Annotated in this window: 13 protein-coding genes; 5 read left to right on the top strand and 8 right to left on the bottom strand. The window is 54.4% G+C overall.

Translation table 11 applies throughout. The annotated features are described in order from the left end of the window. Window positions 1-36 precede the first annotated feature (36 nt). Window positions 37-2,361, top strand: coding sequence for a Tex family protein (locus tag D568_RS0100135; RefSeq protein ID WP_040515935.1), 2,325 nt, complete (start codon window positions 37-39; stop codon window positions 2,359-2,361). Between the two features lie 138 nt (window positions 2,362-2,499). Here the strand turns inward: D568_RS0100135 and D568_RS18695 are convergent, their stop codons facing one another. Next, window positions 2,500-3,324 (bottom strand): alpha/beta hydrolase, encoded by an 825-nt coding sequence (locus D568_RS18695; RefSeq protein WP_169334776.1) that lies wholly within the window; start codon window positions 3,322-3,324, stop codon window positions 2,500-2,502. Window positions 3,325-3,574: 250 nt separating this feature from the next. Between D568_RS18695 and D568_RS18690 the strand changes: the two genes are divergently transcribed. Continuing rightward, the gene (locus tag D568_RS18690) at window positions 3,575-3,820 is read left to right on the top strand and encodes a VOC family protein (protein ID WP_157497580.1); all 246 of its coding nucleotides are present in this window, start codon (window positions 3,575-3,577) and stop codon (window positions 3,818-3,820) included. Here D568_RS18690 and D568_RS0100120 read toward each other — a convergent pair. Beyond that, on the bottom strand, window positions 3,809-4,303 hold the full coding sequence (locus tag D568_RS0100120; protein WP_020207512.1) for a DUF4019 domain-containing protein: 495 nt from the start codon (window positions 4,301-4,303) through the stop codon (window positions 3,809-3,811). The genes D568_RS18690 and D568_RS0100120 overlap by 12 nt on opposite strands. A 138-nt stretch (window positions 4,304-4,441) precedes the next feature. On the opposite strand from D568_RS0100120, the gene D568_RS0100115 reads away from it, so the two are divergent. Beyond that, window positions 4,442-4,966, top strand: coding sequence for a hypothetical protein (locus tag D568_RS0100115; RefSeq protein WP_040515933.1), 525 nt, complete (start codon window positions 4,442-4,444; stop codon window positions 4,964-4,966). A 63-nt stretch (window positions 4,967-5,029) separates the two neighbouring features. On the opposite strand, the gene D568_RS0100110 is transcribed toward D568_RS0100115, so the two are convergent. From D568_RS0100110 to D568_RS0100090, 5 genes are all read right to left on the bottom strand, one after another. Further along, window positions 5,030-6,391, bottom strand: a complete 1,362-nt coding sequence (locus tag D568_RS0100110) for a TolC family protein (RefSeq protein ID WP_020207510.1) — start codon at window positions 6,389-6,391, stop codon at window positions 5,030-5,032. Between the two features lie 3 nt (window positions 6,392-6,394). Continuing rightward, a complete protein-coding gene (locus D568_RS0100105) occupies window positions 6,395-8,365 on the bottom strand; it encodes a MacB family efflux pump subunit (RefSeq protein WP_245551586.1) in 1,971 nt (656 codons plus the stop codon). Then, window positions 8,322-9,500, bottom strand: coding sequence for an efflux RND transporter periplasmic adaptor subunit (locus D568_RS18685; protein ID WP_040515930.1), 1,179 nt, complete (start codon window positions 9,498-9,500; stop codon window positions 8,322-8,324). Before D568_RS18685 ends, D568_RS0100105 begins: the two co-directional genes overlap by 44 nt. Window positions 9,501-9,655: 155 nt before the next feature. Then, entirely contained in the window at window positions 9,656-11,284 is a 1,629-nt protein-coding gene (locus D568_RS0100095; protein ID WP_245551585.1) for a methyl-accepting chemotaxis protein, read from the bottom strand. Window positions 11,285-11,367: 83 nt separating this feature from the next. After that, window positions 11,368-13,281 (bottom strand): ATP-binding cassette domain-containing protein, encoded by a 1,914-nt coding sequence (locus D568_RS0100090; protein ID WP_020207506.1) that lies wholly within the window; start codon window positions 13,279-13,281, stop codon window positions 11,368-11,370. A 46-nt stretch (window positions 13,282-13,327) separates the two neighbouring features. On the opposite strand from D568_RS0100090, the gene D568_RS18680 reads away from it, so the two are divergent. Then, a complete protein-coding gene (locus D568_RS18680) occupies window positions 13,328-13,795 on the top strand; it encodes a TIGR02444 family protein (RefSeq protein ID WP_020207505.1) in 468 nt (155 codons plus the stop codon). 57 nt (window positions 13,796-13,852) lie between these two features. Here D568_RS18680 and D568_RS18675 read toward each other — a convergent pair whose 3' ends face one another. Next, on the bottom strand, window positions 13,853-14,725 hold the full coding sequence (locus D568_RS18675; RefSeq protein WP_051083977.1) for a hypothetical protein: 873 nt from the start codon (window positions 14,723-14,725) through the stop codon (window positions 13,853-13,855). Window positions 14,726-15,048: 323 nt separating this feature from the next. Here D568_RS18675 and bamJ point away from each other — a divergent pair, with 323 nt between their 5' ends. Beyond that, window positions 15,049-15,795, top strand: coding sequence for a BamJ family beta-barrel-assembly machinery protein (bamJ, locus tag D568_RS0100075; protein WP_040515929.1), 747 nt, complete (start codon window positions 15,049-15,051; stop codon window positions 15,793-15,795). Window positions 15,796-15,901: the final 106 nt, after the last annotated feature.

Here is a 15,901-nt window from a genome sequence, read left to right as displayed (position 1 = left end):
GTGCGGCGACCGAAAATGTCCAACAGAGAAACTTACATGAGCAGTATTTTTCAACGCATTGCCGACGAGCTGAGCATTCGCGAACAACAGGTAGACGCCGCCGTGGCGCTGCTGGATGAAGGCGCCACCGTGCCGTTTATTTCCCGCTACCGTAAAGAAGTCACCGGCGGGCTAGACGACACCCAGATGCGCACCCTGGAAGAGCGACTGCGTTATTTACGCGAAATGGAAGACCGCCGGGACGCCATCCTGAAAAGCATTGCCGAGCAAGACAAGCTCACCCCCGAGCTTGAAAACGACATTCGCGCCGCCGACACCAAAACACGACTGGAAGATTTGTACCTGCCGTACAAACCCAAACGCCGCACCAAGGGTCAGATTGCCATTGAAGCGGGCCTGCAGCCGCTGGCCGACGCCCTGCTGCAAGACCCAACACTGGAGCCTGAAGCCGAGGCCGCCAAATACCTCAACCCCGAGCATAAGATTGACGACACCAAGGCCGCACTGGACGGAGCCAAATATATCCTGATGGAAAAGTTCAGCGAAGATGCCGAGCTTTTGGGCAAACTTCGCGGCTTTTTGCAGCGTGAAGCGTTAATTTCCAGCCGCGCCGCCACGGGTAAAGAAGACGATAAATCACAGGATGTACAGAAATTCCGCGACTACTTTGAACACGACGAAGCCCTGAAAAGCACCCCGTCGCACCGGGCTCTGGCCATGTTCCGAGGCCGCAACGAAGGCGTGCTCACCATCGCTATTACCCTGGGCGAGCAGGAACCGGGCGCCACTCACCCCTGCGAGGTGATGGTGGCCGAGCACTGGGATGTTCGCGATCAGGGCCGAGCCGCCGATAAATGGCTAGCGGAAGTGGTGCGCTGGACCTGGCGCGTTAAATTGCTCACCCATTTGGAAACCGATCTGCTGGGCGAGCTGCGTGACCGCGCAGAAGAGGACGCCATTAAGGTATTTGCCAGCAACCTGAACGACCTGCTGCTGGCGGCGCCCGCGGGGCAAAAGGCCACCATCGGCCTGGACCCGGGCCTGCGCACCGGGGTGAAAGTCGCAGTGGTGGACGCCACCGGCAAGGTGCTGGATCACGGCGCTATTTTCCCGACCGCCCCGCAAAATAAAGTCGCCGAGGCGGAGAAAGTACTTACTAACCTATGCCAAAAATACGATGTCGAGCTGATCGCCATCGGCAATGGCACCGCCAGCCGCGAGACGGAAAAGTTCGTTAAAGACATGCTAAAAAAACAGCCCGAGCTGAAGGCCCGCCCGGTGATGGTGAACGAATCCGGCGCCTCGGTTTACTCGGCCTCGGAATTTGCCGCCAAAGAATTTCCGGATTTGGACGTAACCATTCGCGGCGCCATTTCCATCGCCCGCCGCCTGCAAGACCCACTGGCCGAACTGGTGAAAATCGACCCCAAATCCATCGGCGTGGGTCAATATCAGCACGATGTCTCGCAAACCCAGCTGGCCCGCTCGCTGGATGCGGTGGTGGAAGACTGTGTAAACGCCGTTGGGGTAGAGGTAAACACCGCCTCCGCCGCACTGCTGGCACGGGTTTCGGGCTTGAACGCGTCCCTTGCCAACAATATCGTCGAATTTAGAGACAAAAATGGCGCTTTTACCAGCCGTAACCAACTCAAAGACGTAACGCGATTTGGCGCCAAGACTTTTGAACAAGCGGCGGGTTTCTTGCGCATCAGCGGCGGCGATAACCCCCTGGACGCCTCGGCGGTGCACCCGGAAACCTACAGCGTGGTGGAGGCCATTGCCGAGAAAAATCAGCGCGATGTTAAAGGCCTGGTAGGCGACTCGGGCTTTTTAGGCAGTCTGAAGGCGCAGGATTACGTGACCGAACAGTTTGGTGTGCCCACCATTACCGACATCCTGAAAGAGCTGGACAAACCCGGCCGCGACCCCCGCCCAGAGTTTCGCACCGCCGCTTTTAAAGAAGGTGTAGACACCATTAAAGACCTGGAGCCGGGGATGATTCTGGAAGGCACAGTTACCAATGTGACCAACTTTGGGGCCTTTGTGGATGTCGGCGTTCATCAGGACGGTTTGGTGCATATCTCGGCACTATCTAACACGTTTGTGAAAGATCCCCGCGAAGTGGTGAAAGCCGGTGATATTGTTAAAGCCAAGGTGATGGAGGTGGATGTGGACCGCAAACGCATCGGCCTGTCGATGCGCCTGGACGACACCCCTGGAGAGAAGACCGGTGGTGACAACAAACCTCGCCGACAGCCGGGCAAACAGGGCCAGCGCAAGCAAGGCGGCAACAAACCCCAGCAGGCCTCCATGGGCAGTATGGGCGCGCTTTTGCAGCAGGCGATGAAAAATAAGAACTAAAGCCCATTAAAGGCTTAACTTCTGACGGCTTTGGCCGTTAACGTGAATACCGGAGCCCCTTCGTTTCTTGCCCGAATACGTCGTAGGGGCTTCCGGTACATCCTTACAACCAGTCCACAGCTTCAAAAACTGCGTGCGTTATTCAGCACACAACGGCTGTAAAAACGTGTCGATATCCTCTGTAGTTGGCGCTAAAAATCCCAACGGCCTTCCCATGGCTGCCACCAGCTTAACGTGGCTCACACCTTCGTAGGTTTTTTGCGTTACTTCTACCCGCGCCTCGCGTAGCTTTTTCTCTAACGACAAAGCAGATTTAGGCGTGACGGTTTCATCGTCCGCACCGTGCAAAATCAGGGTAGGCGGGTTGTTCGGATGAATATGATTCACCGTCAGGGCATCAACCTGGCGGTTTTGATCCTCCCCGAATATTCGCGTCCACTGAGGCTTTTCGGTAGGCAGAAAATAGTCGTGCGGCCCAGCCAGAGAAATATAGCGCGCAATCTGCTCGCGGGATAAACCCTCCGCCTGTAAATACTCTGGGTCGTAACTGATTAACCCCGCAATCATCGCGCCCGCTGAATGGCCCATTAGAACCAATGGCTTACCAGCCAACAGGTTTTGCACTTTCTCACTGGCAATAGCTTTGGCGATATCCTGCACAAACGCGGGGTAGGTTACCTCCGGGTACAATCGATAATCGGGCACAATCACCGTGTAGCCTTTGCGAGCCAAAGCCGCACCGACAAAACCATACTGCTCCTTCTTGCCACTGTCCCAGCTACCGCCATAGACAAACATCACGGTGCAGCCGTTGGCATCACTGCGGGGCGAGTAAATATCCAAAGTCTGTCGCGGGTGTTGGCCGTAGGCAATATCGGTTGCGCTTTGGTAATGCGGCGCTCGGCCTAAGGCATTCAGCACATCTGTGCCACTGCAACCGGTCAGCCAGGCCAGTACACTCATAACAATAAAACCCCTTCCGGTGCGTTCCAGTAGCCTGCCAAAAACCATGCAGATTCTCCCGATAAATAGAGCTTTACGAGTGTGTGATGCGAGCGGATCATTCGTGCCTTCAGGCCCGTGTGAGCCTGTGGCGATTATGGCATAGCGGCTTTACTGGCGAATAAGAATACACTTTGCCCCCTGACTCGCGGCTATTGCCTGGGACGGCGTTCGCGCGTCCAACGACCTGCCCGAGCGCGACTTTAGCGCCTTGAGCGTTGGCGGAATCACACTGGAAATAGTTCAGGCCGACCACAAGGTGAACAGCGCACCTTCCGGCACCGTACTCTATTGGCAAACGGATAATCTGGAAGAGGCCGTGATGAAATTGACGGCGCTAGGCGCAAAACTCTATAGAGGCCCTTTAGACATAGAAGATAACCAGGTCATCTGCCAGCTAATGGACCCCTTTGGTAATTTAATTGGCCTGCGTGCACCAGCACAATCACAGGCGTGAGAAGTTTCCGGGCTTCGCTATATACTTGCCCGCACGCTTGCCTGTTTGCGTGTTCACATAGCTTCTGCTGTGGCGCATCACCCTAAACCGCTCGCCCAACTCTGAATAGAGCACCAGCGTTTGCTCGCAAGGTTTTAAATACTGATATTCACAGGCAAACTCATACTCAACGTAGAAGCCTTTTGTTGGCGCTTTGGCGGGGTCCAACTGCCAGTTGGCGCCGATCAATGTATCGCTCAGACTTTTGCCGGAGCTGTCGCTGAACGCGGTTTGGCTTTTGGCAAAACGTTCGTAATTCATACGTTGGTTCAGCAATTCGCTGTGCATGTTATAGGCTTCGCGATACTCGCCAGCATTAAGGTGCTGGATGTATTGCAAGGCTGTTGCTTGAGCAAGCTCACGCTCCTGCGGGCTTGGCTCGTAGGCTTGGACGGAGTGAAAGCACAATAAGCAAATAAGAATTGCGGTTAATCGCTGTTGCATTTATCACCCCTGGGTAGTTACTTTGCGGGCTAATATACGCGACCACTGGCGGGCTGCAAGAGGCCGATAAACGGTCTGTGAATCAGCACATGACTTGTGCAATAATTAGCCACCCATGGCCCGACTGTAACCACTGCTTTGAAACTACCACACCTGCCTAACACCAGCCTTTATCCGCTACAGAATCCGGTATCGAATCGTATTCAAGCCAGCGAACCCGTGCAGCAGGGCGAGCGAGCGCGGCCGGTTAATCAGCCCGAATCCGCGAGAAAAGGCGAAAGCAAAGAGTCGTTAGTCCCGCTGGAAGGCGAGCTGTTGGAGGCGGGTTTATTTGATCCGCAAGCACTGGACATCGCCGTGCAGCAATTGCTGCAGCGCGGCCGGGAAGACGGAGGTGGAGGCTCTGCCGCTGAGCGCGAACTAAACCACGAGCTGAACGTTGTAGAGCGCGGGGCCAGTGCTCAGCCAGACGCAAATAGCCCACCCAACAATCCATCTAACAACGGCCGCTTTGCCTTTACCGATTTGCGCAGCGCCCTCGACTACTGGGAATCGCTAAAACCAGAGCATACAGCCCCAGAGGATTTACCAGCCCCTATCGCCGCTTACCGGGCGGTGGAGTCCGGCCCCACGCTCAGGTTGGGGTTGTCGGCTTACGCGTGATGCCTGCAACAATTGTGACCGCTAGGATCAGCCATTAAAACCTCGACGGAGAAGAGTATCCGCTCAGCTGTCGAACTCGACCAGCGCTGGCGCCGACCCCATGGCCTCGTACACATTGACCAGCGCTAACAGATAATCCAGCTTGCTGGCCACTAAATCTTCTTGGGCGCTAAACCAGCTTTGCTGCGCCAAGAGTAAATTTAAAAAGTCAGTATCGCCCGCCTCGAAGCGCGCGTTGGAAATATCATACAACGTGCGGTTGTTGGCGAATTTATCCCGCGCGATATCCAACTGCTGCTCTCGCAGGCGCTGTCTTTCCAGCTGATCAATGGTGTCGCGATAAGCGTCTGCCAAGGTGTATTGATAGCTCGCGTAATCAATGTCGGCATCCAGCTCGGCCAAGCGGATTTGCGCACGGGTCTGGCCGCCGTCAAACAGCAACAGCGATGTCGCCTCGCGAATACTGGCGGCCCATTCGCTGCCACCGGCCAGTATGTCGTCGATACCCCAGCTTAAGCTCAAGGTTAAATCCGGCCAGCGGGCGGTTTTGGCCTGGTGGATCAGTGCCTGGTTTTCCGCCAGTGCCAAGGTAGCAATCTGTACGTCGGGGCGCTGTTGCAAAAGCTGCGCGCTTTGTACCGAGGCCAGTTGCGGTAGGGTTAGATCGTCAAAGCTAGTTTGCAGCGTGGGGGTTTGCAAATCTAGGCGGCCTAACATAACGGCTAGCGCCCGGCGGTTAATGGCCAACTCGCTTTGCAAGCTCACCAATTTATTGCGTGCGTTTAGTACCAGATTTTTCTGCTGGCGCAGTTCTAAGCCAGAGGCACCGCCTGAATCGTAGATCAGCTGAAATAAATTCAATAGCTTTACACTGGCGTCCAGGTTTTGCTCAGCCACCTCATATAGCGATTGCAAACTCAACGTATCGAAATAAGTGCGGATAAACTGCGCCTGCAACGCAATAAAGCTGGCACGCTCTTCCCACTTGGCCACTTGCAGCTGGGTTTCGCGCTGACTGATTTGCGCAGCGCGTTCGCCCCACAAATCAACGGTATAGCTGGCGCTAAAATTCAAACCACTGCCATTACCCGTATGGCCAGTATCGTCGTAGCTGTCGCTGTTGCTTAGCGACGCACTCGCGCGCGGCCAATTGCCCGCATGCGCCGAAGTTAACATCTCGCGGGCGCGCTCAACCCGTAATTGCGCCATTTGCAAATCCAGGTTATTGCTTTGTAGCTGCGCCAAATACTGCTGCAACTCTGTGGGCAAAAAATCGTTCCAGGTATTTTGCGTTAGCAGCGTGAGCTCGCGCCCGCTTAACGCGTTTTGATAGGCTACGGCCGCCAACTCTTCAGGGGTATGTTGTTGCGGATTAAATGCACAGGCACTTAGGGCAAGACAGGAAAACCATACTCGCAATTTCATCGGTTACTCCTCAGCCAATGCCGTAATAGGATTTAAGCGCGCGGCTTTACGTGCGGGGATAAAACCAAATACCAAACCTACCGCAATAGAGGTGGCGAATGCCAGTGCCGCGGGCAATAACGTAAACGCAATGGCAACATCAAAAAATCGTGCGATTAACGCCCCGGAAAACCCAATCACTATCCCAAGCACACCACCTAAAAAGCACACCACTAAAGCCTCGATATTAAACTGACGCAAAATATCCGAAGGCTTAGCACCAGTGGCAATGCGAAGTCCGATTTCACGGCGGCGTTCAGTCACATTGACCAGCATAATGTTCATCACACCAATACCGCCAACCAATAGCGAGATGGCTGCGATAGATCCGAGCAAAAACGTTAAGGTGTTTTGCGCCGCCGTGACCGCCTGCACCAAAGATTCGGTAGAGCGTACCTGAACATCTTCCGCCTGATGGCGTGCGAACAACAAAGCTTCCACTTCGGACTCCAAACGCGATGCCGCTTCGGTGTCGGTCGCCTGCAAGGTAATACTGCTTAAGTGAGCGCTGCCAAACATTTTCAGTCGCGCGGTGGTGAGGGGAATAAGCACTTCATCATCTCTGTCCTCACCCGACGGATCGGCGCCCTTGGCTTTGAGCAAGCCGATAATCTGGTAAGGCGCTTTGTTGACTAACACAAAACGGCCAATGGGGTTGTCGCCCGGCTCAAACAAACTCTCGGCAATGGTATTACCCACCACCATGACCGAGGCATAATCATTTACATCTTCATCGCTGAAGAATACACCTTGCGACAGCTCCCAATCGTGCACCGTAAAATAGTCGGGGGTGGTGCCCTTAATTCGACCAGAGTAATCTTTATTGCCATAACGCAGCGTAGAACGCGAGTTTCTTTCCGGTGCTACAGCGCGAACACCAGAAAGCTTTTCAATGGCTTCGGCATCCTCCACAACCAAGGTGGCAATGCTGTCGTTACCTCGGCGCATATTGGGGCCACCGGGGCGAACCGAAATTAAATTCGTACCAATCGCTTCAATGCGATCCAGCACCTCGGCTTTACCCCCCTCACCAATGGCAATCATGAGCACCACACTGGCAACACCAATAATAATGCCCAGCAGCGTCAGCAAGGTGCGAAACAAATTTACCCGTAAAGAAGCAAGCGCAATGCGCGCTGACTCAAACACACTGATACTGGGAAATACGCGTACTTTTTCCGGCGCGCCTGGGCGCTGCACAGGGTTGGTTTTTTCAGCGGCGGTATCGTCGATAAGCTGCCCGTCTTTAAACGAGACGACGCGCTCGGCGTGTTCGGCAATGCCACGGTCGTGAGTGATCAAAATAACCGTCACACCTTCGCGATTGAGTTCTTGCAACAGGGCGAGCACTTGTTCGCCGCTCTGGCTGTCCAAGGCGCCGGTGGGCTCGTCCGCCAGAATCACCTCGGCGCCGTTAATCAACGCGCGAGCAATAGACACACGCTGCTGTTGGCCGCCGGATAATTCACTGGGTTTGTGATGAGCGCGCTCGCCCATGCCCAGCTTTTGCAATAGTTGCTGCGCACGCTCTGTGCGGGCTTGTTTTTCTTGCCCTTTGTAAATGCCGGGCATGGCAACGTTATCCAACGCGTTAATGTTGGCTAACAGTTGATAGCGCTGAAAAACAAAGCCAAAGGTATTTAAGCGCAGCGCCGAGAGTTCATCGGCGTTCAGGCCTGCGACGTTAATACCGTCAACTTCGTAGGTGCCAGACGATGGCTGATCCAGGCAGCCAAGAATATTCATCAGGGTGGATTTACCCGAGCCGGATTGCCCCATAATGGCGACAAACTCACCGCGCTCAATGGTGAGCGACACATCCTTTAGTGCATCAACCCGAGTTTCACCTAACTGATAAAAGCGCCCGATACCCGATAGTTTTATCAGCGCCTTAGAAGCCACGGCGACCTCCGGGGGGCCCACCCATAGGTCCACGACGGTTTTCCTCGACCGCACCGGTTTCCGGGTTGCGGATACCGGCCACTACGACATCGCCTTCATTCAGCCCCTCGGCAATTTCCACCTGGGTACGAGTGCGCATGCCCAGTTTTACAGCGACCCGCTCGGTACCACTTGCGGTTTGCTTTAGCACCCCCGGGCCACCGGGGCCGCGCCGCAGGGCACCTGCCGGTACGGTTAATACATTTTCGGCCTGATCTTCAATAAAGAACACCTGCGCGGTCATGGAGTCCATCAGCCGCGAGTCTTTATTTTCAATATCAATTAGAACCTGATACAGCACCACTTCGTTAACAATTTCAGGCGTAGGCAAAATTTGGCGCACCGTTGAGTACCAGCGCTCTTCAGGTGCGCCCAACGTAGAAAAATACACCGGCATACCCGGATAAATTCGCGTGACATCCGCCTCAGAAACCTCGGTGCGCAGGGTCAGCACCGACAAATCGGCAATTTTCATAATCAGCGGGGCGCTTTGATTGGCGTTCAGGGTTTGTCCTTCACGTACAGCAATTGATACCACTGTGCCGTCCATGGGCGCGTATATTTTGGCGTAGTTGAGGGTGGCTTTATCACCATCCAGGGACGCGGTATCCGCTTTAATTTGCGCCTGCATGGCACGAATGCTGGCCTTTAAACCTTTCACCTCGGTTTCACTGGCGGTTAAGGTATCGCGGCTGATAGCATTTTGTGTAAACAGATGAGAGTTTCTTTCCAGCCGCTCTTCGGATAAATACTGCTCAGCAAACAGCTTCTCCAACTGGGCGCGTTTATTTTCAAGGCTGGCTTCAGCGCTCATCACCTTGGTTTCAAACACCGTAGCGTCAATTTCCGCCAGCAGCTGTTCGCGCTTAACCACGTCGCCCACATCCACCGCCAAGCTCTCCAGCTGGCCCGACACCTGCGCGCCGACTTCAACATAGTCTTTAGGCTCCAGAGTGCCGCTGGCCGCAATGACGTTTTCAAGTGATCCGCGCTTTACTTGATGCCATATATAATCCGGTCGCGCAGACTTAGAAAACACATAGTGATAGCTTAGCGAAGACGCCAGAATTAAACCAAGCAACGCAAGCACTATTAACGTCAGTGCTCTACGTGAGGAAAATAAATTCATAAAACGGTTACGTTTGCGAAAAGTGGAAGGCTATTGTAGAGAATAGAAAGCGAAAGAAGGGTCGAGAGTCTGCTTTTATACACTATTTTACCTGTGCATAACTCAGTTTACAGAAGTTACGAACCGGCCCTGCCCTCCTTGGCAAAGGGTGATTTTTATACCGTAAAGTGCTCGATCTGATCCGACAGTGTTTTTGCCGAAGCATCCAACTTATTGGCGGTTTGCGTCGACTGGCGCGCGCTTTCATTGGCGTGCTGCACCATGGTCACGACGTTAGCAACATTTTTGTTAATTTCTTCGGCCGCGTAGCTTTGCTCTTCGGCGGCGGTGGCAATTTGGGTGTTCATATCCACAATGCTGGCAATAGCAGTAGAAATTGCGCGAATGGACTCACCGGTTTCACTCACAAGCTCGACCGTACGCTGGGTTTTTTCGCGGCCAATTTCCATCGCCTGGGTAGCGCCCGAGGCCCCCTGCTGTACCGCCTCAATAATTTCCTGAATTTCAGCGGTGGACTCTTGGGTACGCTGAGCCAATGCGCGTACCTCATCGGCCACCACCGCAAAACCGCGGCCCTGCTCACCGGCACGCGCCGCTTCAATGGCTGCGTTTAGAGCTAATAAGTTGGTCTGCTCGGCAATGCCTTTGATCACCCCCAGCACATGACCGATACGATCGGTTTCACTTTCCAACTGGGTCATGGCACCGCTGACTTCGTCCACTTGCGAGGACAATTCACTGATAGAGGCAATGGTTTGTTCCATCATGCCCAGCCCCTGCTTTGCCCCCATGTCAGCTTCGCCTGCCGCATTTGCGGCGCCGGATGCATTACTGGCAACCTCTTGCACGGTGGAAGACATTTCGTTGACGGCCGCTGCCACCTGGTCGGTGGAATGCTCGGTTTCGCTAATGTGCCGGGCGATATCGCTGGCGGTTTGATTGATTTGAACAGACGCTTCACCCAACTGGCCCGAGGTTTGCTGCACCGAATGCACCACCTGACGAACTTCCTCCTGCATCTGCTGCAGGTTTTCACCCAACTGGCCCAGTTCATCATTACGGCGCAAATGAAACGCGCGAGAAAAATCGCCGCCCGCCATCACTCGAATATGCCCCATCACCGCTTGCAAGGGTTTGATTAAACTGCTGCTAAGCAATAACCATAGGCATGCAAGCACCATAATAGCCACAACAAAAATCACTACCTGAGACCAAAAAGACACCTGTGCACTGGTGCTTTGCACCGCTTTGGATGCCGCTGCAACTTCATTTTTAATGGTGTCGGCCGCCTCAGCCAATAAGCGGCTGGGCTCGCGGTCAATGCCCGAAACCGCCTCGTCACCAGCCTGGGCGTTAAAGCCTGAAGCAATAAACGCATTGAGCCCGGTTTGATACTGGCCGTAAGCGGTTTTGTGAACGCTTAAAAACTGGCGTAATAATTCGGCACTGGTGCCCGCCTGCAGTTGTTGCAATAAAGCCGCACCGCGCGTTTGAATTTGCTCGTGGTTGTTCACAAAGCGGGTCCAGTATTTCTCACGCTGCTGGGTATCGGCGCCACGCAACAGAACGTTTTTCCACTCCTGCACCTGCACTTTAAAATCAAAGTTGATCTCATTGATGGCACGCTCTTGGGCCACATTGCGCTCGATCAACTGATTGTAGTTGGCAAGCTGTGTGTTCAGCATAGAGATGGCAATTTCGGCGGCCAGCAGTAAGCCGCCAAGCCCCAGGCCCACCACAACCATTAGGCGCACTTGTACGCTGTGCGTTATCCACTTCATCATTTAATGCCTTCTTTAAGGGTCAAAAAGTCCTGCGTAAAGTTCACACTTCGCGCAATGCTTGTTTTTAATCAGTATAGGAGAGTTTACGCGCCGCCGAGTGCTTCTAGCTCTTCCTGAGCTTCCAGCCACTGCTCTTCGCTGTCATCTAACTGTTGGCGACAATCCGCTTGCTGTTGTAGTAACTCCTGCAGGCGATCTTTCTCACTGTCGTCGTAAAGAGAGGTATCGGCCAGTTGCTCTTCGACTTGAGCCAACTGCTTATTGAGTTTTTCCATCTGGGACTCAAGCTTTTTAATCCGATTGGTAAGCGGCTTGAGTTGTTCGCGCCGCGCCGCTGCCTGCTGACGCTGGGCTTTTTTGTCGCCGGAAACAGGTTTGCTGGCAGCATCCTCGCGGGCCTTAGGCTTCGCCTCGCCAGGCGCCTGCGAGCGCCGGTTGTGCTCAGTCAGCCAGTGATGATAATCCTCCAGCGTGCCATCAAATTCGCTGACTTTGCCATCGGCGACTAACAACCATTCGTCCACCGTATTGCGCAATAGGTGCCTGTCGTGGGACACCACAATCACGGCCCCGTCAAAGTCCTGCAGCGCCATGGTCAGTGCCTGGCGCATCTCTAAATCCAAATGGTTCGTGGGCTCGTCCAACAGCAGCACATTGGGCTCGCGCCAGGCGATCAATGCCAGCGCCAGGCGCGCTTTTTCGCCACCGGAAAAATGATGAATCGGCTCAAAGGCACGATCGCCCTGAAAGTCAAAACCACCCAAGAAGTTGCGGATTTTCTGCTCGCTCGCCTCAGGGCTAATGCGCTGAATATGCAACGCGGGCGAGGCGGATAAATCGAGCGCCTCCAGCTGATGCTGAGCAAAATAGCCCAGGCGAAAGTGCTCGCCCGTTACCCGCTCGCCGGTTAACGGCTCGAGGGTATTCGCTAAGGTTTTGATTAAACTGGATTTACCCGCGCCATTAGGGCCCAGCAAGCCGATGCGCTGGGCCGGAGCGATATTGAGCCCTACCTTGGATAACACCGCGCGGCCGGGGTAGCCAATGTCCATGTCCCGCAGCACGATTAAAGGGTCCGAGACTTTATCCGAGGCGGTGAAAGTAAAGGTGAACGGCGAGTCCACGTGGGCCGGAGCAATGGCTTCCATGCGCTCCAACTGCTTAACCCGGCTCTGGGCCTGCTTGGCCTTGGTAGCCTTGGCACGAAAGCGGCGAATGTAGTTTTCCAGGTGGGCGACCTTTTCCTGCTGCTTTTCAAAAGCCGCTTGTTGCTGAGCAAGGCGCTCGGCACGCTGACGCTCGTAGCCAGAGTAATTGCCGGTGTAGCCAACCAGCTTTTCGTTTTCGATACTGACAATACGCCCTACTACGTTGTCGAGAAAATCCCGGTCGTGAGAGATAATCAGCAAGGTGCCAGCGTAGGCCTGCAGCCACTGCTCAAGCCACAGGGTAGCGTCTAAATCCAGGTGGTTGGTGGGCTCATCCAGCAGCAGCAAGTCAGATGGGCACATCAGTGCACGCGCCAGGTTCAAGCGAATGCGCCAGCCGCCGGAAAAATCACTCACCGCACGCTGGTGATCGCCGGTAGCAAAGCCCAGGCCGCTTAACAATTGTGCCGCCCGCGCTTTGGCGGTGTAGCCATCCAGCTGTTCCAGCTCGGCGTATAAGCTTGCCAAGGTTTCGCCGTCGTCCTCGCAGCGGGCAATTTTTTGCTCCAGCACCCGCAAGGCATCATCGCCGTCCAGCACATAATCCAGCGCACTGCGCTCGGTATCGGCCACCTCTTGAGCCATGTGCGACAGCCGCCACTGTTTGGGAATGTCCACCCGGCCACTGTCGCTGCCGAGTTCACCCAACAACATTTTAAACAGCGAGGATTTACCACTGCCGTTGGAGCCAATAAGACCCAGCTTCTGGCCGGGGAAAATAGTCAGCTCGGCTTCGGTTAAAAGAAACTTAGCGCCGCGCTGCAAACTGATAGAATCGAGTGTAATCATGGGCGCATTCTAAGGAATGCCGTCTTACTTGCCCACTGGAATTTTTATGCCGGACTCACTGTGGAATTTTGCCGTTCGCCTCTACAGCCAAAAGAGCGTGGAGTCACTCTGCCTGCAACTGCAGGACGACTGGCAAGCCAATGTGCCGCTGCTGCTGTTTTATCAGTGGCTCGACAGCACCGGCCGGGCCTTAACAGAATCACAAGCCAAACAAGCTGAGCAACAGGCCCGGCACTGGCAGAGCAATATCATCACCCCACTGCGCACCGCCCGGCGCGCGCTTAAAATCACACCGTACAAGGGTGAATTGCGCCAGCACATCAAAGACTCCGAGCTTGAAGCCGAGCAGCAATTACTGCAACAACTGGAGGGCTTGGCCCCCAAACCCTGCGCTCAGGCCTGCGCCATCAGACATGCCGAGGCTTACCTACAGTCACTGCAGGTGGACAGCGCAACCCTCAATTTCTGGCGGGAGGCCTGTGTGGACTCACTCACAACCGCCACAAACGCTTAATCGAAAAAAAGCCCCACCTGAGAGGCGGGGCTTTTTTGATGGTAAGGCAATATACCGTTAACGATGGAAGTCATCGTCAAACAAACTGCCGGTTTTCGGCGCGGCGGGAGCATCGGGCACAGGCTCGGGTTTCAATTTACCCTCTTCTACCGGCTCAATCACATGGGTACCTATATGGCTGGGCAATGGATTGGGAGCCAGATCTTCTTTTGGCGGTTCGGGCGTCTCGTTAACCTGAGCCGGTGGTGCAACAGGAGCCGGTTTAGGCTCGGCAGTTTGCGGAGCAGCTTTAGCCGGAGCTTTTTTCGCCGTCGGTGTTTTTTTAGTCACCGCTTTTTTAGCTGTGGGCTTTTTAGGCGCTGCTTTTTTGGCGGCGGCCTTTTTAGGAGCGCTTTTTTTCACAGCCGCTTTTTTCGGCGCGGCCTCGGCGGCAGTGGCTGACTCTGCCTTCACCGCAGCCTTTTTCGCGCTGGCCGCAGCTTTGACCGGGCGCTTCTTGGCTTTGCGCGTGCCCGTTGCAGCGCTTTTCTTCAGTTTTGCGTTTAGCTCACGCTCGGCTTTAGCCTGCAGCTTGGCCTGCTCTTGAGCGTACTTTTGCTGTTTGCGAGCTTCGGCCAACGTCTGTTTGGCGCTGTCCAGATCGGCGCGCAGGGCGTTGACCTCGGTTTGTTGCTCTTGTAATGCCGTGCCGGCCTTGTCTAACCGTTTTTGGGCTGCGGCGGTCTTACCGGCCTTAGCAGCGGCTTGCTTGCGCGCGCGCAGCGTTGCCTCTTTCTTTTTAGCAGCAGCCAGCTTCTTGGTGGCCATAGCCACGGTTTTTTCTGCGCTGCTTACCTGCGCTTTACGTTCTTTATCCAGCTTGGCTTTGACCGCGGCGATGTCTTTTTCCAACTGCACCACGGACAAGACTGATTTCCTCTTGGCAGCCATAGTAAAACCCTTTATGAGCAAATTTGGTAATCGAAGGGGAACTTTCCGCGATTATTGTAGACGTATCCCATTCAAATGTGTACGCCACAAAACTTAAATTGCGCTAGGGCGTTGAAAATTATTACGACGCCCACACCAACTGAGTCTATGGCATTAAATGCCTGCAGCATTTGCGGCAGTTCGCATTGTGCACAGGAATACGCACACAGACTCTTGCATGGGTTACTATGTGTGCCCTTGGGGCCATCGGGACATCCGGCGGGCTAATTCATCACCGCCAGAAACAGCGGTGGACAAATACATTAAAAAGACGAGTTAAAACCATGAACAAGCGTTTACTGATGACCGGTATGCTCTGCTCGGCGGCAATTCTGGCCGGCTGCAACCAGGGCGAAACCGAACAACCAGCCAAGGAAGTGCAGCTGGAAACCCTGGAGCAAAAAGTTAACTACGCCATCGCCCTGAATATGGCCAACAACTTCAAGCAACGTGAAGTTCCTATCGAGCTGGAAGCCTTCACCCAGGCGATTAAAGACGTTCGCGACGGCACCGAGCCACGTTTAAGCGAAGAGCAAATCCAGGAAACCATGCAGACCTTCCAAGAGCAACAAATGGAGCTGCAGCAGCAACGTCAAAAAGAAATTGCTGACCAGAATAAAGCAGACGGCGAGAAGTTCCTGTCTGACAACGCCGCCAAAGAAGGCGTAGAAATTACCGAGTCCGGCCTGCAGTACAAAGTGCTGGAAGAAGGTGATGGCATCAAGCCCGCCGCCACCGATACCGTTACGGTTCACTATGAAGGCTCACTGATTGACGGTACCGTTTTCGACAGCTCTTACGAGCGTGGCAGCCCGGCCACTTTTGGTCTGAACCAGGTTATCCCAGGTTGGACCGAAGGCCTGCAATTGATGGAAACTGGCGCGAAATACGAGCTGTACATCCCATCAGACTTGGCTTACGGCCCCGGCGGCAACCACGGTATTCCACCTAACGCCACCCTGATTTTCCAGGTTGAGCTGTTGGAAGTGGAAAAAGCTGAAGAGCCAGAGGCGGAAGAAGCGGCTGAATAAGCGTTTCTGATCCGACTCAAAAAGCCCCGCTTGTTGCTACAAGCGGGGCTTTTTTATGCGTGAAGGTGGGGGCTTCTGATGCGCAAAAGCGTGTGGTTGTCTCTTT

Source organism: Gilvimarinus chinensis DSM 19667, assembly GCF_000377745.1.
In the GTDB taxonomy this organism is placed as follows: Bacteria; Pseudomonadota; Gammaproteobacteria; order Pseudomonadales; family Cellvibrionaceae; genus Gilvimarinus; species Gilvimarinus chinensis.
This window is presented reverse-complemented; position numbering and strand designations above follow the sequence as displayed.